Raw genomic sequence first — 22009 nt, 5'->3', positions numbered from 1 at the left:
GCTGGACATAATGGCGTACTTGCTGCCTTGTTATTACGCGCATTGTTTAACGGATTATTACAGGAACAGCTTGCACACCAAAATCAACGGTTGCCAGAGTTGGGCGCGTTATTGAAGCAGGTAAACCATTTACTCCGTCAGGCCAATCTGCCGGGGCAGTTTCCGCTATTAGTTGGCTATTATCATCGCGAACTGAAAAATCTCATTCTGGTTTCTGCGGGTCTGAATGCGACGTTAAATACCGGCGAACACCAGGTGCAAATCAGTAATGGTGTTCCGTTAGGCACTTTAGGTAACGCTTATTTGAATCAATTGAGCCAGCGATGCGATGCCTGGCAATGCCAAATATGGGGAACCGGTGGTCGACTGCGCTTGATGTTGTCTGCAGAATGAGCAAACGATAACGCGGGCTAAATTTGCATTACCTGCTAATGTCGGCTGGTGGTACTATCGTCGCCATTCGTATAAGTAATTGTCTTAATTATGCTAACTCGCCTCCTTTTCAGAACTTAGCCCCTTCGGGGTGCTGATATACTGGGATGCGATACAGAAATATGAACACGTTCAAAACACGAACAGTCCAGGAGAATTTAAATGGCTGCCATTAATACGAAAGTCAAAAAAGCCGTTATCCCCGTTGCGGGATTAGGAACCAGGATGTTGCCGGCGACGAAAGCCATCCCGAAAGAGATGCTGCCACTTGTCGATAAGCCATTAATTCAATACGTCGTGAATGAATGTATTGCGGCTGGCATTACTGAAATTGTGCTGGTTACACACTCATCTAAAAACTCTATTGAAAACCACTTTGATACCAGTTTTGAACTGGAAGCAATGCTGGAAAAACGTGTAAAACGTCAACTGCTTGATGAAGTGCAGTCTATTTGTCCGCCGCACGTAACTATTATGCAAGTTCGTCAGGGTCTGGCGAAAGGCCTGGGACACGCGGTATTGTGTGCTCACCCGGTAGTGGGTGATGAACCGGTAGCTGTTATTTTGCCTGATGTTATTCTGGATGAATATGAATCCGATTTGTCACAGGATAACCTGGCAGAGATGATCCGCCGCTTTGATGAAACGGGTCATAGCCAGATCATGGTTGAACCGGTTGCTGATGTGACCGCATATGGCGTTGTGGATTGCAAAGGCGTTGAATTAGCGCCGGGTGAAAGCGTACCGATGGTTGGTGTGGTAGAAAAACCGAAAGCGGATGTTGCGCCGTCTAATCTCGCTATTGTGGGTCGTTACGTACTTAGCGCGGATATTTGGCCGTTGCTGGCAAAAACCCCTCCGGGAGCTGGTGATGAAATTCAGCTCACCGACGCAATTGATATGCTGATCGAAAAAGAAACGGTGGAAGCCTATCATATGAAAGGGAAGAGCCATGACTGCGGTAATAAATTAGGTTACATGCAGGCCTTCGTTGAATACGGTATTCATCATAACACCCTTGGCACGGAATTTAAAGCCTGGCTTGAAGAAGAGATGGGCATTAAGAAGTAACATCCGTATCGGTGTTATCCACGAAACGGCGTTGAGCAATCGACGCCGTTTTTTTATAGCTTATTCTTATTAAATTGTCTTAAACCGGACAATAAAAAATCCCGCCGCTGGCGGGATTTTAAGCAAGTGCAATCTACAAAAGATTATTGCTTGATCAGGAAATCGTCGAGGGATTTACCTTGCTCATCCATTGCTTTTTTGATTACAGCTGGAGTACGGCCTTGGCCAGTCCAGGTTTTAGTTTCGCCGTTTTCGTCAACGTAGCTATATTTTGCCGGACGCTGAGCACGTTTAGCTTTGGTGCCAGATTTAACGGCAGCAAGGCTATTCAGCAGTTCGTTCGGGTCAATACCGTCAGCGATCAGCATTTCGCGATATTGCTGCAGCTTACGAGTGCGCTCTTCAACTTCAGCAGCAGCCGCGCTTTCTTCTTCGCGACGTTCGTTAACAACAACTTCTAATTTTTCCAGCATTTCTTCCAGCGTTTCAAGTGTACATTCTCTTGCCTGCGCACGAAGAGTACGGATGTTGTTCAGAATTTTAAGTGCTTCGCTCATTGTAGTAATCTCAAACTTATATTGGGGGTGGTTTGTTGAGGTAATAATAGAGCCTTAAATTCAGTTGTGCAATAGCCAGGAATGTAAGGAATTCAAAATTGTTCTTTATTTTGTGCCGCCAATAAATATCTTTTCATAAAATTAGCCAGAAAAGACGCGGCATATAGCCCTATTTACACCGATGATTTCGCAGCACGTGAGGTTAAAACTTCCTGATTCATGTCACATTTTATGGGGAGATTATCGTAGGCTGACGACCTTTCAGTCTTCTGTATTAGTTGTGTTTACGAGAATTCCCTATTAAGCGAATGATGAAAAGTAGAACAGTCGCAATAAGAGCATGGACTTAGTATTGCACTATCTCCTGGAGGTCAACAGAGGGCTATTACTTGCGCAACAGGTTAAAGATTGTGAATAGTTACCAGCAGTCATTTACCCGCTTATAACAAGCGAGGCAGTTGTAATGATAGCTCAGAAGGATTATGCAAGGCTTCGTAAGGGAGAACGCATATACCCACTTCTGTGCATACTGTTGAGCTGAAAAACTGACGAATTATGATAAACTCCAGCCAACTTTATTTCATATCATTGAGGGCCTGTGGCTGATGGCACAGCTATATTTCTACTATTCCGCAATGAATGCGGGTAAGTCTACAGCATTGTTGCAATCTTCATACAATTACCAGGAACGCGGCATGCGCACTGTCGTATATACGGCAGAAATTGATGATCGCTTTGGTGCCGGGAAAGTCAGTTCGCGTATAGGTTTGTCATCGCCTGCAAAATTATTTAACCAAAATTCATCATTATTTGATGAGATTCGTGCGGAACATGAACAGCAGGCAATTCATTGCGTACTGGTTGATGAATGCCAGTTTTTAACCAGACAACAAGTATATGAATTATCGGAGGTTGTCGATCAACTCGATATACCCGTACTTTGTTATGGTTTACGTACCGATTTTCGAGGTGAATTATTTATTGGCAGCCAATACTTACTGGCATGGTCCGACAAACTGGTTGAATTAAAAACCATCTGTTTTTGTGGCCGTAAAGCAAGCATGGTGCTGCGTCTTGATCAAGCAGGCAGACCTTATAACGAAGGTGAGCAGGTGGTAATTGGTGGTAATGAACGATACGTTTCTGTATGCCGTAAACACTATAAAGAGGCGTTACAAGTCGGCTCATTAACGGCTATTCAGGAAAGGCATCGCCACGATTAATAAGAATTTCTTTACTGACAGGGTGAGCAGGGCACTTTTATCCTGTCAGTTCGTTTTACGCACTTCTTCCGGGCTATATACCCTTCTCGGCAGTTTTTTAACGCCGCTATACGCCTCACAGGGCTCTTAAGCACCGACGTTGACTTGTGACCTGTAAAGTACAATATCCCTGTGTTTAGGCGTTATACATCGTCGCAAATATGATGAAGGCTAATGCTGTCGGTTTATGGAAAAGTTGCTTTGGGTAAACAAAAAATACGGCCCCAGAAGGGCAATGCCGTTCACTTAAGAGGAGCGGCACTATGTTTCACAGGATAACGGGTTTTTGATATCTTAACCGACCTCGGCCTTGATGGTCGGGGGCGTTTTGTTATGAACACCACTTCCAGAGCACCCTGAAGATGCTCCAGTCGTTTCGGGATGGTCCCTGGTGACGCCGTGTTTCCCAGCTCTATCATTTCTGATGCGATATTCTTCCACGCAGGCAGTAGCCAGTGGCGGTTACAACCCTTCTGGTTCAGCGTCAGCAGCAGGTCTTCGCTGTAAAAAAGTTTATCAAACAACGTAATAGAGTTATCCGGGATGGTGGCGAGCATGGAGTGGGCCAGCACAGTTTCGCTCTGCCGGTAAGGTGCGGTCACGGCATTCAGCAGAATGTGACTTCCCAGGTTCATTAAGGCCACCAGACGCATAACCGGGTAGGCGTTCTGCCGCTTAGTGGATGTGTTGGCAGACCCATAATATTCACGCAGCTCGGGTTTATCAGTCAGGTGTCCTGAACTGTGCGCCATCAATGGCAAAAAGTTGCAGGCCGTGCCAGTCATCCTTCAGGTAACGTTCCGCGCCCCTGTCTGTGCGGTCTGGCGGAAGAGCCATTCCACTGGGGCGGCCCCCACGCGCTGACGCGCCTGGGTGACAGCGCTGCGGGCCAGCAGGTTCATCCCCGCTTCGCCATCCGCGCTCAGGTTCAGACGGCGAACAACATCGGTAATTGGCTCATTGCACCACCATCCAGATAACCATGTCCCCCGGTAAACGACGGCGGCGAACGGTCGCATGAGCAGAAAGCGTCAGGCAGTGTTGTATCCACTCGGTGGGAAGGTGTTCTGCAAATAGTTGTGCAGAGGGCGGAGGCATAAGCGGATGGTCACTGAAATCGAGCAGATCATTGAGAAGTGGCATAAGAAAACGGCTCCCTGTTGTGGAAGCCGTTATAGTGCCTCAGTTTAAGGATCGGTCAACTAATCCTTAACTGATCGGCATTGCCCAGAAGGGGCCGTTTATGTTGCCAGACAGCGCTACTGATTAAGCGGATTTTTTCGCTTTTTTCTCAGCTTTAGCCGGAGCAGCTTCTTTCTTCGCTGCAGTTTCACCTTCTACATAATCACGACCGTAGTAGGTATCCAGCAGAATCTGTTTCAGCTCGGAGATCAGCGGGTAACGCGGGTTAGCGCCGGTGCACTGGTCATCGAATGCATCTTCAGACAGTTTATCCACGTTCGCCAGGAAGTCTGCTTCCTGAACGCCAGCTTCACGGATAGATTTCGGAATACCCAGTTCAGCTTTCAGCGTTTCCAGCCATGCCAGCAGTTTCTCGATCTTAGCAGCAGTACGGTCGCCCGGTGCGCTCAGACCCAGGTGGTCGGCAATTTCAGCATAACGACGGCGAGCCTGCGGACGGTCATACTGGCTGAATGCAGTCTGCTTGGTCGGGTTGTCGTTCGCATTGTAGCGAATAACGTTACAAATCAGCAGGGCGTTTGCCAGACCGTGCGGAATATGGAACTGGGAACCCAGTTTGTGCGCCATTGAGTGACATACACCCAGGAAGGCGTTCGCAAACGCGATACCCGCGATAGTCGCTGCACTGTGAACACGTTCACGCGCTACCGGATTTTTAGACCCTTCGTGGTAGGACGCTGGCAGATATTCTTTCAGCAGTTTCAGTGCCTGCAGAGCCTGACCATCAGAGAACTCAGATGCCAGTACAGAAACATAAGCTTCCATGGCGTGAGTTACTGCGTCCAGACCACCGAAAGCACACAGGGACTTCGGCATGTCCATAACCAGGTTGGCGTCGACAATCGCCATATCCGGAGTCAGCGCATAGTCTGCCAGCGGATATTTCTGACCAGTAGCGTCGTCAGTTACAACCGCAAACGGAGTGACTTCAGAACCTGTACCAGAAGTGGTGGTGACAGCGATCATTTTCGCTTTCACGCCCATTTTCGGGAACTTGTAGATACGTTTACGGATATCCATAAAGCGCAGCGCCAGCTCTTCGAAGTGAGTTTCCGGATGTTCGTACATAACCCACATGATCTTCGCGGCGTCCATCGGGGAACCACCACCCAGCGCGATAATCACGTCTGGTTTGAAGGAGTTTGCCAGTTCTGCACCTTTACGAACGATGCTCAGGGTCGGGTCCGCTTCTACTTCGAAGAAGACTTCAGTTTCAACGCCTGCTGCTTTCAGTACGGAAGTGATCTGATCAGCATAACCATTGTTGAACAGGAAGCGGTCAGTCACGATGAGCGCACGTTTGTGGCCATCAGTAATCACTTCATCCAGCGCGATTGGCAGGGAGCCACGGCGGAAGTAGATAGATTTCGGAAGTTTGTGCCACAACATGTTTTCAGCTCGCTTAGCAACGGTTTTCTTGTTGATCAGGTGTTTCGGACCAACGTTTTCAGAGATGGAGTTACCACCCCAAGAACCACAACCCAGAGTCAGGGAAGGTGCGAGTTTGAAGTTATACAGGTCACCGATACCACCCTGAGACGCTGGGGTGTTAATCAGGATACGAGCCGTTTTCATTTTCTGACCGAAGTAAGAAACGCGAGCCGGTTGGTTATCCTGGTCAGTGTACAGGCAAGAGGTATGACCGATACCGCCCATAGCAACCAGTTTCTCTGCTTTTTCTACCGCGTCTTCGAAATCTTTAGCGCGGTACATTGCCAGAGTCGGGGACAGTTTTTCATGTGCGAACGGTTCGCTTTCATCAACAACGGTCACTTCACCGATCAGAATCTTGGTGTTTTCTGGTACAGAGAAGCCTGCCAGTTCAGCAATTTTATAGGCTGGCTGACCAACGATAGCCGCGTTCAGCGCACCGTTTTTCAGGATAACATCCTGAACAGCTTTCAGCTCTTTACCCTGCAACAGATAGCCGCCGTGGGTTGCAAAACGTTCACGTACAGCGTCATAAACAGAGTCAACAACAACAACAGACTGTTCAGAAGCACAGATTACGCCGTTGTCGAAGGTTTTGGACATCAGTACAGATGCAACTGCACGTTTGATATCAGCAGTTTCATCGATAACAACTGGAGTGTTGCCCGCGCCTACACCGATAGCTGGTTTACCGGAGCTGTATGCGGCTTTAACCATGCCCGGACCACCAGTCGCGAGGATCAGGTTGATGTCTGGGTGGTGCATCAGTGCGTTAGACAGTTCAACAGAAGGTTGATCGATCCAGCCGATCAGATCTTTCGGAGCACCGGCAGCGATAGCAGCCTGCAGAACGATATCAGCCGCTTTGTTGGTGGCATCTTTTGCACGCGGGTGCGGGGAGAAGATAATGGCGTTACGGGTCTTCAGACTGATCAGCGATTTGAAGATAGCAGTTGAAGTCGGGTTAGTGGTCGGAACGATACCGCAAATAATACCGATTGGTTCAGCGATAGTGATGGTACCAAAAGTGTCGTCTTCAGACAGAACACCACAGGTTTTTTCATCTTTATAGGCGTTGTAGATATATTCAGAAGCAAAGTGGTTTTTGATCACTTTATCTTCGACGATACCCATGCCGGATTCGGCAACGGCCATTTTCGCGAGTGGGATTCGAGCATCTGCAGCAGCCAGAGCGGCGGCGCGGAAGATTTTGTCTACTTGCTCTTGAGTGAAACTGGCATATTCACGCTGGGCTTTTTTTACACGCTCTACGAGTGCGTTAAGTTCAGCGACATTAGTAACAGCCATAATGCTCTCCTGATAATGTTAAACTTTTTTAGTAAATCATCTGCTCGAATACGAGAGTATAGTCAGTGCGGTGATGATTTGCTTAACCTATGAAAATCAAAAGCTTACTCGCGCTCACACTCACTGTGATTTACTAAAAGAGTTTAAACATTAGAGTTATTATCTCTAATGCGTCACTTCCAGGTGGCGTAAGCAAGATTACTCACTTCTGGGTACTGATTACGTGATCCAAATCAAATTTTTGCAAAGCTGACACCTTTCAGCATCGCTTTTCGCCATTATAGCTAACAGTTAATAAATTGTAGTATGATTTGGTGGCTACATTAGCATGTTTTGCACAACTAGATAACAATAACGAATGATAGCAATTTTAAGTAGTTAGGAGGTGAAAAATGCTGTCAAAAGGCGTATTGTCAGCGCGTCTTTTCAACCTTATTTATGGCTAACATTATCCGGCTTTTGCTTCGGAGCTAACCGTGATTCAGACCTTTTTTGATTTTCCCGTTTACTTCAAATTTTTCATCGGGTTATTTGCGCTGGTCAACCCGGTAGGGATTATTCCCGTCTTTATCAGCATGACCAGTTATCAGACAGCGGCAGCGCGAAACAAAACTAACCTTACAGCCAACCTGTCTGTGGCCATTATCTTGTGGATCTCGCTTTTTCTCGGCGACACGATTCTGCAACTTTTTGGTATATCAATTGATTCGTTCCGTATCGCCGGGGGCATCCTGGTGGTGACGATAGCGATGTCGATGATCAGCGGCAAGCTTGGCGAGGATAAACAGAACAAGCAAGAAAAATCAGAAACCGCGGTACGTGAAAGCATTGGTGTGGTGCCATTGGCGTTGCCGTTGATGGCGGGGCCAGGGGCGATCAGTTCTACCATCGTCTGGGGTACGCGTTATCACAGCATTAGCTATCTGTTTGGTTTCTTTGTGGCTATTGCATTGTTCGCTTTATGTTGCTGGGGATTGTTCCGCATGGCACCGTGGCTGGTACGGGTTTTACGCCAGACCGGCATCAACGTGATTACGCGTATTATGGGGCTATTGCTGATGGCATTGGGGATTGAATTTATCGTTACTGGTATTAAGGGGATTTTCCCCGGCCTGCTTAATTAATTCCTTTCAAATGAAACGGAGCTGCCATGCTCCGTTTACTTCGTCATTATTTTTACTTTGTTCCCGCGCAGTTATCAAAAGCAAAAGGAATAGGTAAAAATATTCTTCTCAAATTACAGTTAGTTATAAGGATTTCCTTAACTGCTTCTCCTCACCATCATGTTATTTTCGCCACATCATAATCCTGGGCTTGCTGAAGAATAATTGAAATGATATTAGTAATTCCACTGCCTTTGGTAGAGGAAAGTGCTAAATAATAATAAATTGTTAAATTATTGTGCATTTCACTACTGGAACTGTAATCAGAAAAGATAGACATGCTTAGCCAATCTCTATTTGATTGAATTGAAAGATGTTTGTTAAGGCATGGATGCAAGCTATAGATTCTGATACGGTCAATAAAAGAGAATTGCTTAACAATTTTGCAAAATGTATTGGCGAGTAAGAACCGCATTTGGTACTTTCCGGGCAACCGCCAGACGATTATTTATTGGTAATGAGAATAATTAACAATTAAAGAGCGTCGCGAAAGAATAATGTGTCTCGACAGGGGAGACACAGTACGAATCGACATAAGGTGATCGTCTGAATCACCAGAATAAATAAAGTCGGTGATAGTAATACGTAACGATAAAGTAACCTGACAGCAGAAAGTCTCCGAGCCTGTGCAGGGTCCCAATCCGGGATTACACATGCTGGTTAATACCAGTAATTATAATGAGGGAGTCCAAAAAACAATGACCAACATCACCAAGAGAAGTTTAGTAGCAGCTGGCGTTCTGGCTGCGCTAATGGCAGGGAATGTCGCGCTGGCAGCTGATGTACCCGCAGGCGTCACACTAGCGGAAAAACAAACACTGGTACGTAACAATGGTTCAGAAGTTCAGTCATTAGATCCGCACAAAATTGAAGGTGTTCCGGAGTCTAATATCAGCCGAGACCTGTTTGAAGGCTTACTGGTCAGCGATCTTGACGGTCATCCAGCACCTGGCGTCGCTGAATCCTGGGATAATAAAGACGCGAAAGTCTGGACCTTCCATTTGCGTAAAGATGCGAAATGGTCTGATGGCACGCCAGTCACAGCACAAGACTTTGTGTATAGCTGGCAACGTTCTGTTGATCCGAACACTGCTTCTCCGTATGCCAGTTATCTGCAATATGGGCATATCGCCGGTATTGATGAAATTCTTGAAGGGAAAAAACCGATTACCGATCTCGGCGTGAAAGCTATTGATGATCACACATTAGAAGTCACCTTAAGTGAACCCGTTCCGTACTTCTATAAATTACTTGTTCACCCATCAACTTCACCGGTGCCAAAAGCCGCTATCGAGAAATTCGGCGAAAAATGGACCCAGCCTGGTAATATCGTCACCAACGGTGCCTATACCTTAAAAGATTGGGTCGTAAACGAACGAATCGTTCTTGAACGCAGCCCGACCTACTGGAACAACGCGAAAACCGTTATTAACCAGGTAACCTATTTGCCTATTGCTTCTGAAGTTACCGATGTCAACCGCTACCGTAGTGGTGAAATCGACATGACTTATAACAACATGCCGATCGAATTGTTCCAGAAGCTGAAAAAAGAGATCCCGGACGAAGTTCACGTTGATCCATACCTGTGCACTTACTATTACGAAATTAACAACCAGAAACCGCCATTCAACGATGTGCGTGTGCGTACCGCACTGAAACTAGGTATGGACCGCGATATCATTGTTAATAAAGTGAAAGCGCAGGGCGACATGCCCGCCTATGGTTACACTCCACCGTATACTGATGGCGCAAAATTGACTCAGCCGGAATGGTTTGGCTGGAGCCAGGAAAAACGTAACGAAGAAGCGAAAAAACTGCTGGCTGAAGCGGGTTATACCACAGACAAACCGTTGACCATCAACCTGTTGTATAACACCTCCGATCTGCATAAAAAGCTGGCGATTGCTGCCTCTTCATTGTGGAAGAAAAACATTGGTGTAAACGTCAAACTGGTTAACCAGGAGTGGAAAACGTTCCTCGACACCCGTCACCAGGGTACTTTTGATGTGGCCCGTGCAGGCTGGTGTGCTGACTACAACGAACCAACTTCCTTCCTGAACACCATGCTTTCGAACAGCTCGATGAATACCGCGCATTATAAGAGCCCGGCCTTTGACAGCATTATGGCGGAAACGCTGAAAGTGACTGACGAGGCGCAGCGCACAGCTCTGTACACTAAAGCAGAACAACAGCTGGATAAGGATTCGGCCATTGTTCCTGTTTATTACTACGTGAATGCGCGTCTGGTGAAACCGTGGGTTGGTGGCTATACCGGCAAAGATCCGCTGGATAATACCTATACCCGGAATATGTACATTGTGAAGCACTAATGGCAATACGTGGGGCAGGAGTGTCCTGCTCCACGGTGTCTGATTTTTATCGCATTACAGAAGGCACAGGCCAGAAGGTAGGGCAATGTTAAAATTTATTCTACGTCGCTGTCTGGAAGCGATTCCGACGCTATTTATTCTTATTACTATTTCGTTCTTTATGATGCGCCTCGCGCCGGGAAGCCCTTTTACCGGCGAACGTACTTTACCGCCAGAAGTGATGGCCAATATCGAAGCGAAATATCATCTTAATGATCCGATCATGACACAGTATTTCAGCTACCTGAAACAACTGGCGCACGGTGATTTCGGTCCATCGTTTAAATATAAAGATTATTCGGTCAATGACCTGGTTGCATCCAGTTTTCCCGTTTCTGCCAAACTGGGAGCCGCAGCATTTTTCCTTGCGGTAATACTGGGTGTTAGTGCTGGCGTTATTGCCGCATTAAAACAAAACACCAAATGGGACTATACCGTGATGGGGCTGGCAATGACCGGGGTTGTTATCCCCAGTTTTGTGGTTGCGCCATTATTAGTCATGATATTTGCGATCATTTTGCATTGGCTGCCGGGCGGTGGCTGGAATGGTGGGGCTCTTAAATTCATGATATTGCCGATGGTGGCGTTGTCACTCGCTTATATCGCCAGTATTGCGCGTATTACCCGTGGCTCTATGATTGAAGTATTACACTCCAACTTTATTCGTACTGCCCGGGCGAAAGGGTTACCTATGCGGCGGATCATTTTACGCCACGCATTAAAACCTGCTCTGTTACCCGTGCTCTCCTATATGGGCCCCGCATTTGTCGGCATTATTACCGGTTCTATGGTCATCGAAACCATTTATGGTTTGCCGGGGATTGGGCAACTGTTCGTTAATGGCGCATTGAACCGTGACTATTCCTTAGTGTTAAGCCTGACCATCCTGGTTGGTGCTTTAACCATTTTGTTTAATGCCATTGTCGATGTGCTATATGCGGTTATCGACCCGAAAATCCGTTACTGATACTGGAGCTCGCGATGATGTTAAGTAAGAAAAACAGCGAGACGCTGGAAAATTTCAGTGAAAAGCTGGAGGTCGAAGGGCGCAGCTTGTGGCAGGACGCACGTCGACGTTTTATGCATAACCGTGCGGCGGTTGCCAGTCTGATAGTGCTGGTGCTGATCGCGTTATTTGTAATCCTGGCACCGATGCTTTCGCAGTTTGCCTATGACGATACTGACTGGGCGATGATGTCCAGCGCCCCGGATATGGAGTCCGGTCACTACTTTGGTACTGACTCATCCGGTCGCGACCTGCTTGTGCGCGTTGCGATTGGCGGGCGTATCTCACTCATGGTCGGTGTTGCTGCGGCACTGGTGGCAGTGGTCGTGGGGACACTTTACGGTTCGCTTTCCGGTTATCTGGGCGGTAAAGTGGATTCGGTAATGATGCGTCTGCTGGAAATCCTCAACTCCTTCCCATTCATGTTCTTCGTCATTTTGCTTGTGACCTTTTTCGGTCAAAACATCCTGCTGATTTTCGTGGCGATTGGCATGGTTTCCTGGCTGGATATGGCTCGTATTGTGCGTGGGCAAACCCTGAGTCTGAAGCGCAAAGAGTTTATTGAGGCGGCACAAGTTGGCGGTGTATCGACATCGGGCATTGTTATTCGCCACATTGTGCCGAATGTACTCGGTGTGGTGGTGGTCTACGCATCACTTCTGGTGCCCAGCATGATCCTCTTTGAATCTTTCCTTAGCTTCCTGGGGTTGGGTACGCAAGAGCCGTTAAGCAGCTGGGGTGCATTGCTGAGTGATGGCGCGAACTCGATGGAAGTCTCTCCATGGTTATTGTTGTTCCCAGCGGGATTCCTCGTGGTGACGCTGTTTTGTTTCAACTTTATCGGCGATGGCTTACGTGATGCCCTCGACCCGAAAGATCGTTAAGGAGTGCAGCCATGAGCGTAATTGAAACTGCAACTGTGCCGCTCGCACAACAACAGGCTGACGCACTGCTGAACGTGAAAGATTTGCGTGTCACCTTTAGTACCCCGGACGGCGACGTCACGGCGGTCAATGATTTGAATTTTTCCCTACGTGCCGGAGAAACGCTGGGTATTGTAGGTGAGTCTGGTTCGGGTAAATCGCAAACTGCATTTGCGTTGATGGGCCTGTTGGCTGCCAACGGACGTATTGGCGGATCGGCAACCTTCAATGGGCGTGAAATCCTCAATTTGCCAGAGCATGAACTCAATAAACTGCGCGCTGAACAAATCTCAATGATTTTTCAGGACCCAATGACTTCGTTGAATCCCTATATGCGCGTCGGTGAGCAGTTAATGGAAGTGCTGATGCTGCATAAGAACATGAGCAAAGCTGAGGCGTTTGAAGAGTCGGTGCGGATGCTCGATGCGGTAAAAATGCCGGAAGCGCGTAAACGCATGAAAATGTACCCGCACGAATTTTCTGGCGGCATGCGTCAGCGAGTCATGATTGCGATGGCATTGCTATGTCGACCTAAGCTACTGATTGCGGATGAACCCACTACTGCGCTGGACGTCACCGTACAGGCGCAGATCATGACGCTATTAAATGAACTGAAGCGGGAATTTAATACCGCCATCATTATGATCACCCACGATCTTGGCGTGGTGGCGGGGATCTGTGACAAAGTGCTGGTAATGTACGCCGGGCGCACGATGGAATATGGCAATGCGCGCGATGTCTTTTATCAACCCGTTCATCCTTATTCTATCGGTTTGCTCAACGCGGTGCCGCGTCTTGATGCGGAAGGTGAAACAATGTTGACCATCCCGGGTAATCCGCCAAACTTGCTGCGATTACCGAAAGGTTGCCCGTTCCAGCCACGTTGTCCACATGCGATGGAAATTTGTAGTAGCGCACCGCCGCTGGAAGAGTTTACGCCTGGCCGTCTGCGTGCTTGCTTTAAACCGGTGGAGGAACTGTTATGAATGCTGTAACTGAAGGAAGAAAAGTCCTCCTTGAAATCGCCGATCTTAAAGTGCACTTTGAAATCAAAGATGGCAAACAGTGGTTCTGGCAACCGCCGAAAACGCTCAAAGCCGTCGATGGTGTCACTCTTCGCCTGTATGAAGGGGAAACATTAGGTGTGGTAGGGGAATCGGGATGCGGTAAGTCCACCTTTGCTCGCGCCATCATCGGTTTGGTCAAGGCGACCGACGGTCATGTTGCCTGGTTAGGTAAAGAGTTGCTGGGCATGAAGCCCGATGAATGGCGTGCCGTTCGCAGTGATATTCAGATGATTTTCCAGGATCCGTTGGCATCGCTAAACCCGCGTATGACCATCGGCGAGATCATCGCTGAACCACTGCGTACTTATCATCCGAAAATGTCACGCCAGGAAGTTCGCGAGCGCGTGAAGGCGATGATGCTGAAAGTCGGGTTATTGCCTAACCTGATTAACCGCTATCCGCATGAGTTCTCCGGTGGGCAGTGCCAGCGTATCGGGATTGCTCGTGCTCTTATTCTTGAACCGAAGCTGATTATCTGCGATGAGCCGGTTTCGGCGCTGGACGTGTCAATTCAGGCGCAGGTGGTCAACCTGCTCCAGCAGCTGCAACGTGAGATGGGATTGTCATTAATTTTTATCGCTCATGACCTGGCCGTGGTAAAACACATTTCCGATCGTGTGTTGGTGATGTATCTCGGCCATGCGGTAGAACTGGGGACCTATGATGAGGTCTACCACAATCCACTACATCCTTACACCAGGGCATTGATGTCGGCAGTCCCCATACCTGATCCGGATCTGGAGAAGAACAAAACCATCCAGTTACTGGAAGGGGAATTACCGTCGCCGATCAACCCGCCTTCCGGTTGTGTTTTCCGTACCCGTTGCCCGATTGCCGGTCCGGAGTGCGCCAAAACACGTCCTGTTCTGGAGGGGAGTTTCAGACACGCCGTTTCTTGCCTGAAAGTCGATCCGCTTTAAACACAATAAGGGCTGACAGTTGTCAGCCCTTTTTCACGCCGAAAGCGATTATTTATTCCCGCCAGATGATATGGCAAAGTTTGTGATCTTTTTCGCGGCATAACAGAATGCGGGCGAAAACATCGTTGATTTCACCATCTTCACTGTCCGCCAGACCAATCACCACTTCGGCAAAAAAGTCTGGGTTCAAATCGAAATCAACATGTTCCTGCCAGTCTTCCGCCGGATCGAATAACTCCGCGCCGCCGCGCTCTTCAAACTGAAGATTGAACAGCAGAACATCAGCTGGATCGAGATTGTCGGCAGCCAGTTCGAGAAAAATATCGTAGGCCTGCTCAAGCGTTTCATCTTCAGTCAGGCGATTGTTTAGATCCATATCCATAGTCACTACCTGTTTAACCTCTGTTGGCGACGTTTTACAGCAACGGACTGAAGAAGTAAAACAGTCGCTCGGCGACACGTTGCCATAATGGACGTTTTAGCCATAAACGGGCATCGAGCAGACGTGAACGCGAAATATAATCGTCCTGAACGGCGGCAAGGTCTGCACCAAAACCTTTATCGTCGATTGCCAGGGTAATCTCGAAATTCAGCCACAGACTACGCATATCAAGGTTAACGGTGCCAACCAGACTTAGTTCGCCATCGACCAGCACGCTCTTGGTATGCAGTAACCCGCCTTCAAACTGATAAATTTTAACCCCAGCAGCAAGAAGTTCCGTAAAGAATGCGCGACTGGCCCAGCCGACCAGCATCGAGTCATTTTTTCGCGGAAGGATAATACTGACATCCACCCCGCGCTGCGCCGCCGTGCAAATCGCATGAAGTAAATCATCGCTTGGCACAAAGTAGGGCGTGGTCATGATCAAATATTCACGCGCCGAATAAGCCGCAGTCAATAATGCCTGGTGAATGAGATCTTCCGGAAAGCCGGGGCCAGAAGCAATTGTGTGAATGGTGTGACCGCTGGCCTGTTCAAACGGCATAATATTGACATCTGGTGGTGGCGGCAGAATACGTTTTCCGGTTTCAATCTCCCAGTCGCAGGAATAAATAATCCCCATCGCGGCGGCGATGGGGCCTTCCATACGCGCCATCAGATCAATCCATTGCCCTACGCCCGCATCTTGTTTGAAGTAGCGAGGATCGACCATATTCATGCTGCCGGTGTACGCGATGTAATTATCGATCATGATCATCTTGCGATGTTGGCGCAGGTCCATACGGCGTAAAAACACACGCATCAGATTGACCTTTAAGGCTTCGACCACTTCAATACCGGCATTACGCATTAGCTCGGGCCACGGGCTGCGGAAAAAAGCCACACTCCCGGCGGAGTCGAGCATCAATCGGCAATGAATACCACGCCGTGCAGCCGCCATTAATGATTCAGCCACCTGGTCCGCCATGCCGCCGGGCTGCCAGATATAAAACACCATCTCAATATTATGGCGCGCGAGCTGGATGTCGCGGATTAACGCCTGCATCACATCATCTGACTCGGTCATCAGTTGTAGCTGATTCCCTTTGACCCCAGCGATCCCCTGACGACGCTCGCAAAGCTTGAATAATGGCGCAGCGACACTGCTATTTTCTTCGGCGAAGATATGCTTACAGGCTTTAAGGTCGTTAAGCCATTTTGCGGTGGAAGGCCACATCGCTCTGGCGCGCTCAGCGCGGCGTTTGCCTAAATGGAGCTCGCCAACGGCAAGATAGGCAATAATTCCGACTAACGGCAGAATGTAAATAATCAACAGCCAGGCCATCGCGGAGGGAACTGCGCGTCGTTTCATTAGAATGCGTAAAGTTACGCCTGCAATGAGCAACCAGTATCCCAGAATGGCCAACCAACTCACCAACGTATAAACGGTTGTCATAGATTAGAAATCCTTTTGAAAGCGCATTGTTATGAGTTTACGCATATGGATTCATCTGGCAAATAAAAACGCGGGAAAAGCACTGGTCAGCGTCGGGGGTGGGGGTATAATGACCATTCTGTTATTGCATAGAGTAGTTAACATGAAGCGGAGTAGAACGGAAGTGGGGCGCTGGCGCATGCAGCGTCAGGCTAGCCGACGTAAATCGCGTTGGCTTGAGGGGCAATCGCGCCGAAATATGCGTATCCACAGCATCAGGAAGTGCATTCTAAACAAACAGCGTAACTCGTTATTGTTTGCGATCTACAATATCTAAATATACTGGGCACCATTGCGGTGCCCAATAAGTTTACTCTTTCGTCTTTAAACTCTATTTTTGCACTGATTCTTTACTGTCAGCTTTCGTTTCTTGTTCATCGTTATCGCTGAAAATGCCATGACCGGAGTTCAACAACATTGAAACGAGCATATCATTATTAATCTCTTCACCATTTAAAACTCGCGCCAGAATTTCGCTGCCAAACAGTTGCGGTGAGAGAATGATATCCGGATGTACCATCTTAATCTTATTCAGGTTTTTGCTATCACTGACGGCGAGAACTGTTTTGACATCACTGCTCATATCTTTTGCCGAGAGTACAACAAACGCGTTATCTGCATCGTTATCACTCAGCGCCAGAATGGCCCGGCAACGATCGATTCCCGCTTTCTTTAATACTGAACTGTCATTACTGTCACCGGGGATAACATCAGCGTTATCGCCTAAGCGTTGCTCAAGTTGCTTGATATCATCTTCAGGCAAGTTGCTGATAACCGTTACGTTTTGTCCGCGTTGATTCAGTTGCAGGATCGTATTGATGGCGAGAATCGAATGTCCGCAAACAATAAAATGATCTTTACGATGCATTGTATGATTGTTTCCTTTTACAAGTTTGTTGAATCCCCCGCGGATAAGCGGACCAAAAATTGAGGTCATAGATGTGGCAAAAACGGTAATGCCGGAAATAATGACCGAAATAGTGAACAATCGTGCTGATTCAGAAACAGGGACAATATCGCCATAGCCGACGGTTGACATGGTTTCTATCGAAAAATAGAACGCGGTCATCAAACTTTCTATTCGCGGATTAAAACCTTCGCTTAAATAAAGCGCACCGTAGGTTGAGTAAAACAGTAATGTCGTGAAACTAATAAATGCAAAAATTGTCCCGGCTGCGGCGCTACTGTGGGAGAAGTCTTTGCGCAGTATCAGCAAAAACACCAGCGTAAAAATGCAAAATCCAATACTAAATTTCAGCCAGGGATAAAAATGCAGGGTGTAAATTAGCGCTATCAACAACAAAATGATACTGATTGCCCATGCGAGCTTTGCCCGGAACAGTAAGCCAATGGAGTTCAGGACAAGAAAGACGCCGAGCATAAATAGTGGGGCGTTTGCCAGCAAGGAGAGATCCAACTCTGAAAATGCTTTGATATGGAAAATATCAAGCAAATTGACCGACATACCATAGATTGTTTTAAAAATAAGCAATCCATTTAAAAAGACGGCCAGCGCGAGAATGTCGTGCCGAAGGGTCACCCATAAATTTGTTGCTGTTTGTTTGAATGTAGCCCAGTGACTCACTGATACCTCTGTAACCACAATTTTGTTTAATTATCTTAGCGTGCACATTTTCTGAACATACATGCAGCGCGTGAATGTGTTAAACAATAGTAGATGACTTTATCCGCAGTAATCAAAGGATTTGAGCGAGCAACTGTACCTCAGGAAAGGTCATTTTTCCTGAATATGCTCACATCATATAAAGAAATACAGATAAAGTTATTATCTGCTTGTGGTAGTGAACGCACTGACCGGCTATAAGGAAAGGCCAAACAAGAACACGGTTGCAAAAACCGTGCCCTTAAATATTGAATCTCTATTCAGAACACTTTCTTAAATGGTTTCACTGAAACGTGTTCATAGACACCTGCCGCTACGTACGGGTCAGCATCGGCCCAGGCCTGAGCTGCTTCCAGCGATTCAAATTCAGCAATAACGGTTGAGCCAGTAAATCCCGCAGCCCCTGGATCGTTACTGTCTACCGCTGGCATTGGACCAGCTGTCAACAAACGACCTTCATCATGCAGTAACTGTAAACGTGCTAAATGTGCCGGACGAACGGAAAGGCGTTTTTCGAGGCTATCAGCTTTGTCTTGAGCGTAAATAACATACAACACGGGCACAACTCCTTGTTCGGGAAAGTTGTAAAGTACGTTATTTGAAAGGGCGAAGATCTGCAACGGAAAGATGATGTCTTTGTTAAGACCATGCATAAAGTAAGGTCAATTACGCCAAAAATGACATTTTCACTGATCCTGATCGTCTTGCCTTATTGAATATGATTGCTATTTGCATTTAAAATCGAGACCTGGTTTTTCTACTGAAATGATTATGACTTCAATGACCCTTGATTTACCTCGCCGCTTCCCCTGGCCGACGTTACTTTCGGTCTGCATTCATGGTGCTGTTGTGGCGGGTCTGCTCTATACCTCGGTACATCAGGTTATTGAACTACCTGCGCCTGCGCAGCCAATTTCTGTCACGATGGTTGCGCCTGCTGATCTCGAACCGCCACAAGCCGTTCAGCCGCCACCGGAGCCGGTGGTAGAGCCAGAACCGGAACCTGAGCCGATCCCCGAACCGCCAAAAGAAGCACCGGTGGTCATTGAAAAGCCGAAGCCGAAACCTAAGCCAAAACCGAAGCCGGTGAAAAAGGTACAGGAGCAGCCAAAACGCGATATCAAACCCGTAGAGTCGCGTCCGGCATCACCGTTTGAAAATACGGCACCCGCGCGCCCCACATCAAGTACGGCAACGGCTGCAACCAGCAAGCCGGTTACCAGTGTGGCTTCAGGACCACGCGCATTAAGCCGTAATCAGCCGCAGTATCCGGCACGAGCACAGGCATTGCGCATTGAAGGGCAGGTTAAAGTTAAATTTGACGTCACGCCGGATGGTCGCGTGGATAACGTACAAATCCTCTCAGCCAAGCCTGCGAACATGTTTGAGCGTGAGGTGAAAAATGCGATGCGCAGATGGCGTTATGAGCCGGGTAAGCCAGGCAGTGGGATTGTGGTGAATATCCTGTTTAAAATTAACGGCACCACCGAAATTCAGTAAGCAGAAAGTCAAAAGCCTCCGACCGGAGGCTTTTGACTATTACTCAACAGGTAAGGCGCGAGGTTTTCCTTCAGGATCAACCGCGACATACTTAAATAATGCTTCTGTCGCTTTATAGCGTTGCCCGATTGGTTCAGACGCTACTTTTTTCACCCACACTTCAATATTAATGCTGACCGATGTCGTCCCTTTCTGGACACAGCGTGCATAGCAGCACACCACATCGCCGACCGCAACCGGCCGTAAGAAAGTCATTCCTTCAACCCGCACAGTCACTACGCGACCGTGGGCAATTTCTTTTGCCAGAATAGCGCCGCCAATATCCATTTGTGACATTAACCAACCACCAAAGATGTCACCATTGGCATTGGTATCGGCGGGCATGGCTAAAGTACGTAAAACAAGATCGCCCTGAGGGACGTTATGTGTTGTAGACATGGTAAAACCGACTTAAAAGGAAAATCACAGGCGCGATGCTACTATGATTTTCCTGAGGAGAACAGAGGAGATACAGCGCCAGCCCCGAAGGACTGGCAGTCTGGTTAGGATTTATCTTCCTGCGGCATGTGGCGGTAGATATAGATACCGCTTAACAATGTGAAGATTAAGGTAAGGGCGGTCAGGCCAAAGACTTTAAAGTTGACCCAAATATTTTGCGGCAGCCAGAATGCGATGTAGATGTTTGCCAGACCGCAAAGGATAAAGAAAACAGCCCAGGCCAGATTCAGCTTCAACCATACCGGTTGCGGCAGCGTGAGTTCTTTACCCAGCATCCGCTGAATTAGCGGCTTTTTCATCACCCATTGGCTGACTAACAGGGCTCCCGCAAATAGAGCATAAATGACTGTAACCTTCCATTTAATAAACTCATCATTGTGGAAGAACAGCGTCAAGCCACCGAAGACGACCACCAGAACAAAAGTGATCAGGGCCATCTTCTCAACCTTACGAAAGCGAACCCAGCTATAGATAAGCACAATCGCCGTGGCGACGATCAGCGCCGCAGTAGCCGCATAGATGTCATAAATCTTGTAAAACGCGAAAAAGACAACCAGCGGTAAAAAATCAAGAAACTGCTTCATTTTACGATTCCGTAATCAAATGCTTAAGGTTATTGGCGAATCAACATATACAGGCGGAACAGATAGATGAGCAATATGGCAGAAATCAGGTTGCTCAAGGTGTTCGCCAGTACGGCACCAATTTCCGGGGTTAATGCGGCAAAAGAAGAGGCAAAAAGCAGCAACAGTGTTTTTGCCAGCAACCAGCTCAGTACTGCGGGTGCCACCAGACGCATATTCGCCCAAGTCAGCCGCATACTGCTACGCATCGAGGCAAAAATGCCCATTTTGTCCTGTACCAGCATCACCGGTGCCAGGGCCAGTAAAATGGCCATGATAATTCCCGGAACGACCACCAGCATGATGCCAATCTGTACTAAAAGGGTAGTCAGAAAAATCAGAATAAATAACTTGGGCAATATCGGCGCACTGGCACCAATAGCTCGCAGCGCACTGACTCTCTGACCCGCAGACACCAGCTGGATAATTAATATTACGCCTCCGGCGAGAATGGCGTTACCGATTAATCCTGAAAAAGTGGACGCCGCTGAAGCCTGCAGCAAAATTTGTTGCTGTTCCGGTGACATATTCTGAACCAGGTCGAACAACCCACTACTGCCGCTAACGGGCACGCCGTCATTGAGCTGCGCAAGCTGTGCATCACTGGGTGAGAAAACATGCCCTAACACCACTGTGATAAACGCACATAGCAACGATACCAACAGAATGGTCATAAATTGATTACGGAAGAAATTTCCGGTGTCACGGTATACGGACTGCGCCGTGATAGACATGCACTCTCCTTGAGTTTTATGCAGGTGTTAATTAGCGGGCAATTGTACCCTGGTTAAGCCTCGGGTGGCAGCATCAGGTCTTGTATGGAAAAGCATATCTTTGTAAAGCGGAGGTAATTGCTGGCCTTCAGGCGTGGGCAAACCGCGGCAAGTGGCGAACGAGTTAATATTTGCGTAGCGAAAATATTTAAAAATTGATTTAAATCACGTTAACCAGGATTCTCAATGCAACTTCTAAATTAATCCAGATCAATAAATGGTGAATTATCATATGTAATGTGATCTATGTAGGATCATTTGTTACTCCAATGTAGGTATATTCGTCACGTTTTTATAACCATAACGACGGAGCGGATATGAAAAAGTTAACAGTGGCGGCTTTGGCAGTAACAACTCTTCTCT

Annotated in this window: 20 protein-coding genes and 3 pseudogenes; 12 read left to right on the top strand and 11 right to left on the bottom strand. The window is 47.7% G+C overall.

Going from position 1 to position 22009, the window contains the following annotated elements; genetic code table 11:
- Positions 1-393: pseudogene (locus QZF50_RS14775) on the top strand (two-component system response regulator RssB); the annotation flags it as partial.
- A 201-nt stretch (positions 394-594) separates the two neighbouring features.
- Positions 595-1503: a UTP--glucose-1-phosphate uridylyltransferase GalU gene (galU, locus tag QZF50_RS14770; protein ID WP_001505954.1), complete on the top strand. Its 909-nt coding sequence runs from the start codon at positions 595-597 to the stop codon at positions 1501-1503.
- 143 nt (positions 1504-1646) lie between these two features.
- Here the strand turns inward: galU and hns are convergent, their stop codons facing one another.
- On the bottom strand, positions 1647-2060 hold the full coding sequence (hns, locus tag QZF50_RS14765) for a histone-like nucleoid-structuring protein H-NS (RefSeq protein ID WP_001287378.1): 414 nt from the start codon (positions 2058-2060) through the stop codon (positions 1647-1649).
- Between the two features lie 605 nt (positions 2061-2665).
- On the opposite strand from hns, the gene tdk reads away from it, so the two are divergent.
- Entirely contained in the window at positions 2666-3283 is a 618-nt protein-coding gene (tdk, locus tag QZF50_RS14760) for a thymidine kinase (RefSeq protein ID WP_000068079.1), read from the top strand.
- Between the two features lie 281 nt (positions 3284-3564).
- Here tdk and QZF50_RS14755 read toward each other — a convergent pair.
- A pseudogene (locus QZF50_RS14755) lies at positions 3565-4465 on the bottom strand (IS4 family transposase).
- A gap of 123 nt (positions 4466-4588) precedes the next feature.
- Entirely contained in the window at positions 4589-7264 is a 2676-nt protein-coding gene (adhE, locus tag QZF50_RS14750; RefSeq protein ID WP_000301651.1) for a bifunctional acetaldehyde-CoA/alcohol dehydrogenase, read from the bottom strand.
- A gap of 392 nt (positions 7265-7656) precedes the next feature.
- Here adhE and ychE (QZF50_RS14745) point away from each other — a divergent pair, with 392 nt between their 5' ends.
- The 7 genes from ychE (QZF50_RS14745) (at position 7657) to oppF (ending at position 14712) form a co-directional block, all read left to right on the top strand.
- On the top strand, positions 7657-7710 hold the full coding sequence (ychE, locus tag QZF50_RS14745) for a protein YchT (protein WP_211180492.1): 54 nt from the start codon (positions 7657-7659) through the stop codon (positions 7708-7710).
- A 30-nt stretch (positions 7711-7740) separates the two neighbouring features.
- Positions 7741-8388, top strand: coding sequence for an NAAT family transporter YchE (gene ychE, locus QZF50_RS14740; protein WP_000616554.1), 648 nt, complete (start codon positions 7741-7743; stop codon positions 8386-8388).
- Between the two features lie 737 nt (positions 8389-9125).
- Positions 9126-10757, top strand: a complete 1632-nt coding sequence (oppA, locus tag QZF50_RS14735) for an oligopeptide ABC transporter substrate-binding protein OppA (RefSeq protein WP_061892270.1) — start codon at positions 9126-9128, stop codon at positions 10755-10757.
- 85 nt (positions 10758-10842) lie between these two features.
- Positions 10843-11763, top strand: coding sequence for an oligopeptide ABC transporter permease OppB (gene oppB / locus QZF50_RS14730; RefSeq protein WP_000911112.1), 921 nt, complete (start codon positions 10843-10845; stop codon positions 11761-11763).
- Between the two features lie 14 nt (positions 11764-11777).
- Positions 11778-12686, top strand: coding sequence for an oligopeptide ABC transporter permease OppC (oppC, locus tag QZF50_RS14725; RefSeq protein ID WP_000979661.1), 909 nt, complete (start codon positions 11778-11780; stop codon positions 12684-12686).
- 11 nt (positions 12687-12697) lie between these two features.
- Entirely contained in the window at positions 12698-13711 is a 1014-nt protein-coding gene (gene oppD, locus QZF50_RS14720) for a murein tripeptide/oligopeptide ABC transporter ATP-binding protein OppD (protein WP_000110945.1), read from the top strand.
- Positions 13708-14712: a murein tripeptide/oligopeptide ABC transporter ATP-binding protein OppF gene (gene oppF, locus QZF50_RS14715; protein ID WP_000994905.1), complete on the top strand. Its 1005-nt coding sequence runs from the start codon at positions 13708-13710 to the stop codon at positions 14710-14712. Before oppD ends, oppF begins: the two co-directional genes overlap by 4 nt.
- Positions 14713-14764: 52 nt before the next feature.
- Here oppF and QZF50_RS14710 read toward each other — a convergent pair whose 3' ends face one another.
- The gene (locus tag QZF50_RS14710) at positions 14765-15094 is read right to left on the bottom strand and encodes an HI1450 family dsDNA-mimic protein (RefSeq protein WP_000366959.1); all 330 of its coding nucleotides are present in this window, start codon (positions 15092-15094) and stop codon (positions 14765-14767) included.
- A 34-nt stretch (positions 15095-15128) separates the two neighbouring features.
- The gene (gene cls, locus QZF50_RS14705) at positions 15129-16589 is read right to left on the bottom strand and encodes a cardiolipin synthase (RefSeq protein WP_290388905.1); all 1461 of its coding nucleotides are present in this window, start codon (positions 16587-16589) and stop codon (positions 15129-15131) included.
- Positions 16590-16731: 142 nt separating this feature from the next.
- Between cls and QZF50_RS14700 the strand changes: the two genes are divergently transcribed.
- Positions 16732-16905, top strand: coding sequence for a YciY family protein (locus tag QZF50_RS14700; RefSeq protein ID WP_001309467.1), 174 nt, complete (start codon positions 16732-16734; stop codon positions 16903-16905).
- Positions 16906-16959: 54 nt separating this feature from the next.
- Here the strand turns inward: QZF50_RS14700 and kch are convergent, their stop codons facing one another.
- Complete coding sequence (gene kch, locus QZF50_RS14695; protein WP_001299682.1) at positions 16960-18213, bottom strand: voltage-gated potassium channel protein; 1254 nt, start codon at positions 18211-18213, stop codon at positions 16960-16962.
- A 299-nt stretch (positions 18214-18512) separates the two neighbouring features.
- Positions 18513-18809, bottom strand: coding sequence for a YciI family protein (locus QZF50_RS14690; RefSeq protein WP_000967595.1), 297 nt, complete (start codon positions 18807-18809; stop codon positions 18513-18515).
- Between the two features lie 223 nt (positions 18810-19032).
- Between QZF50_RS14690 and tonB the strand changes: the two genes are divergently transcribed.
- Positions 19033-19752 (top strand): TonB system transport protein TonB, encoded by a 720-nt coding sequence (gene tonB, locus QZF50_RS14685; RefSeq protein ID WP_000171274.1) that lies wholly within the window; start codon positions 19033-19035, stop codon positions 19750-19752.
- Between the two features lie 39 nt (positions 19753-19791).
- Here tonB and yciA read toward each other — a convergent pair whose 3' ends face one another.
- The 4 genes and pseudogenes from yciA to QZF50_RS14665 form a co-directional block, all read right to left on the bottom strand.
- Positions 19792-20190: an acyl-CoA thioester hydrolase YciA gene (gene yciA, locus QZF50_RS14680; RefSeq protein WP_000108160.1), complete on the bottom strand. Its 399-nt coding sequence runs from the start codon at positions 20188-20190 to the stop codon at positions 19792-19794.
- 104 nt (positions 20191-20294) lie between these two features.
- Positions 20295-20834 carry a septation protein A gene (locus tag QZF50_RS14675; RefSeq protein ID WP_000808662.1) on the bottom strand — a complete coding sequence of 180 codons (540 nt, stop codon included), beginning with the start codon at positions 20832-20834 and terminating at the stop codon, positions 20295-20297.
- 29 nt (positions 20835-20863) lie between these two features.
- On the bottom strand, positions 20864-21607 hold the full coding sequence (locus QZF50_RS14670; RefSeq protein WP_000028540.1) for a YciC family protein: 744 nt from the start codon (positions 21605-21607) through the stop codon (positions 20864-20866).
- Between the two features lie 27 nt (positions 21608-21634).
- A pseudogene (locus QZF50_RS14665) lies at positions 21635-21724 on the bottom strand (YkgJ family cysteine cluster protein); the annotation flags it as partial.
- Positions 21725-22009: the final 285 nt, after the last annotated feature.

It is taken from the genome of uncultured Escherichia sp., assembly GCF_948475835.1.
GTDB lineage: Bacteria > Pseudomonadota > Gammaproteobacteria > Enterobacterales > Enterobacteriaceae > ECMA0423.
Note: the sequence above shows the minus strand (reverse complement) of the source record. Positions and strands in the feature narration are given on the sequence as shown.

What these genes read in the sequence shown, in the direction of transcription:
- galU (WP_001505954.1), top strand. Translation starts at nt 595, where the DNA reads ATGGCTGCCATTAATACGAAAGTCAAAAAAGCCGTTATCCCCGTTGCG.
- hns (WP_001287378.1), bottom strand. Translation starts at nt 2,060, where the DNA reads ATGAGCGAAGCACTTAAAATTCTGAACAACATCCGTACTCTTCGTGCG.
- tdk (WP_000068079.1), top strand. Translation starts at nt 2,666, where the DNA reads ATGGCACAGCTATATTTCTACTATTCCGCAATGAATGCGGGTAAGTCT.
- adhE (WP_000301651.1), bottom strand. Translation starts at nt 7,264, where the DNA reads ATGGCTGTTACTAATGTCGCTGAACTTAACGCACTCGTAGAGCGTGTA.
- oppA (WP_061892270.1), top strand. Translation starts at nt 9,126, where the DNA reads ATGACCAACATCACCAAGAGAAGTTTAGTAGCAGCTGGCGTTCTGGCT.
- oppB (WP_000911112.1), top strand. Translation starts at nt 10,843, where the DNA reads ATGTTAAAATTTATTCTACGTCGCTGTCTGGAAGCGATTCCGACGCTA.
- oppC (WP_000979661.1), top strand. Translation starts at nt 11,778, where the DNA reads ATGATGTTAAGTAAGAAAAACAGCGAGACGCTGGAAAATTTCAGTGAA.
- oppD (WP_000110945.1), top strand. Translation starts at nt 12,698, where the DNA reads ATGAGCGTAATTGAAACTGCAACTGTGCCGCTCGCACAACAACAGGCT.
- oppF (WP_000994905.1), top strand. Translation starts at nt 13,708, where the DNA reads ATGAATGCTGTAACTGAAGGAAGAAAAGTCCTCCTTGAAATCGCCGAT.
- QZF50_RS14710 (WP_000366959.1), bottom strand. Translation starts at nt 15,094, where the DNA reads ATGGATATGGATCTAAACAATCGCCTGACTGAAGATGAAACGCTTGAG.
- cls (WP_290388905.1), bottom strand. Translation starts at nt 16,589, where the DNA reads ATGACAACCGTTTATACGTTGGTGAGTTGGTTGGCCATTCTGGGATAC.
- QZF50_RS14700 (WP_001309467.1), top strand. Translation starts at nt 16,732, where the DNA reads ATGAAGCGGAGTAGAACGGAAGTGGGGCGCTGGCGCATGCAGCGTCAG.
- tonB (WP_000171274.1), top strand. Translation starts at nt 19,033, where the DNA reads ATGACCCTTGATTTACCTCGCCGCTTCCCCTGGCCGACGTTACTTTCG.
- yciA (WP_000108160.1), bottom strand. Translation starts at nt 20,190, where the DNA reads ATGTCTACAACACATAACGTCCCTCAGGGCGATCTTGTTTTACGTACT.
- QZF50_RS14675 (WP_000808662.1), bottom strand. Translation starts at nt 20,834, where the DNA reads ATGAAGCAGTTTCTTGATTTTTTACCGCTGGTTGTCTTTTTCGCGTTT.
- QZF50_RS14670 (WP_000028540.1), bottom strand. Translation starts at nt 21,607, where the DNA reads ATGTCTATCACGGCGCAGTCCGTATACCGTGACACCGGAAATTTCTTC.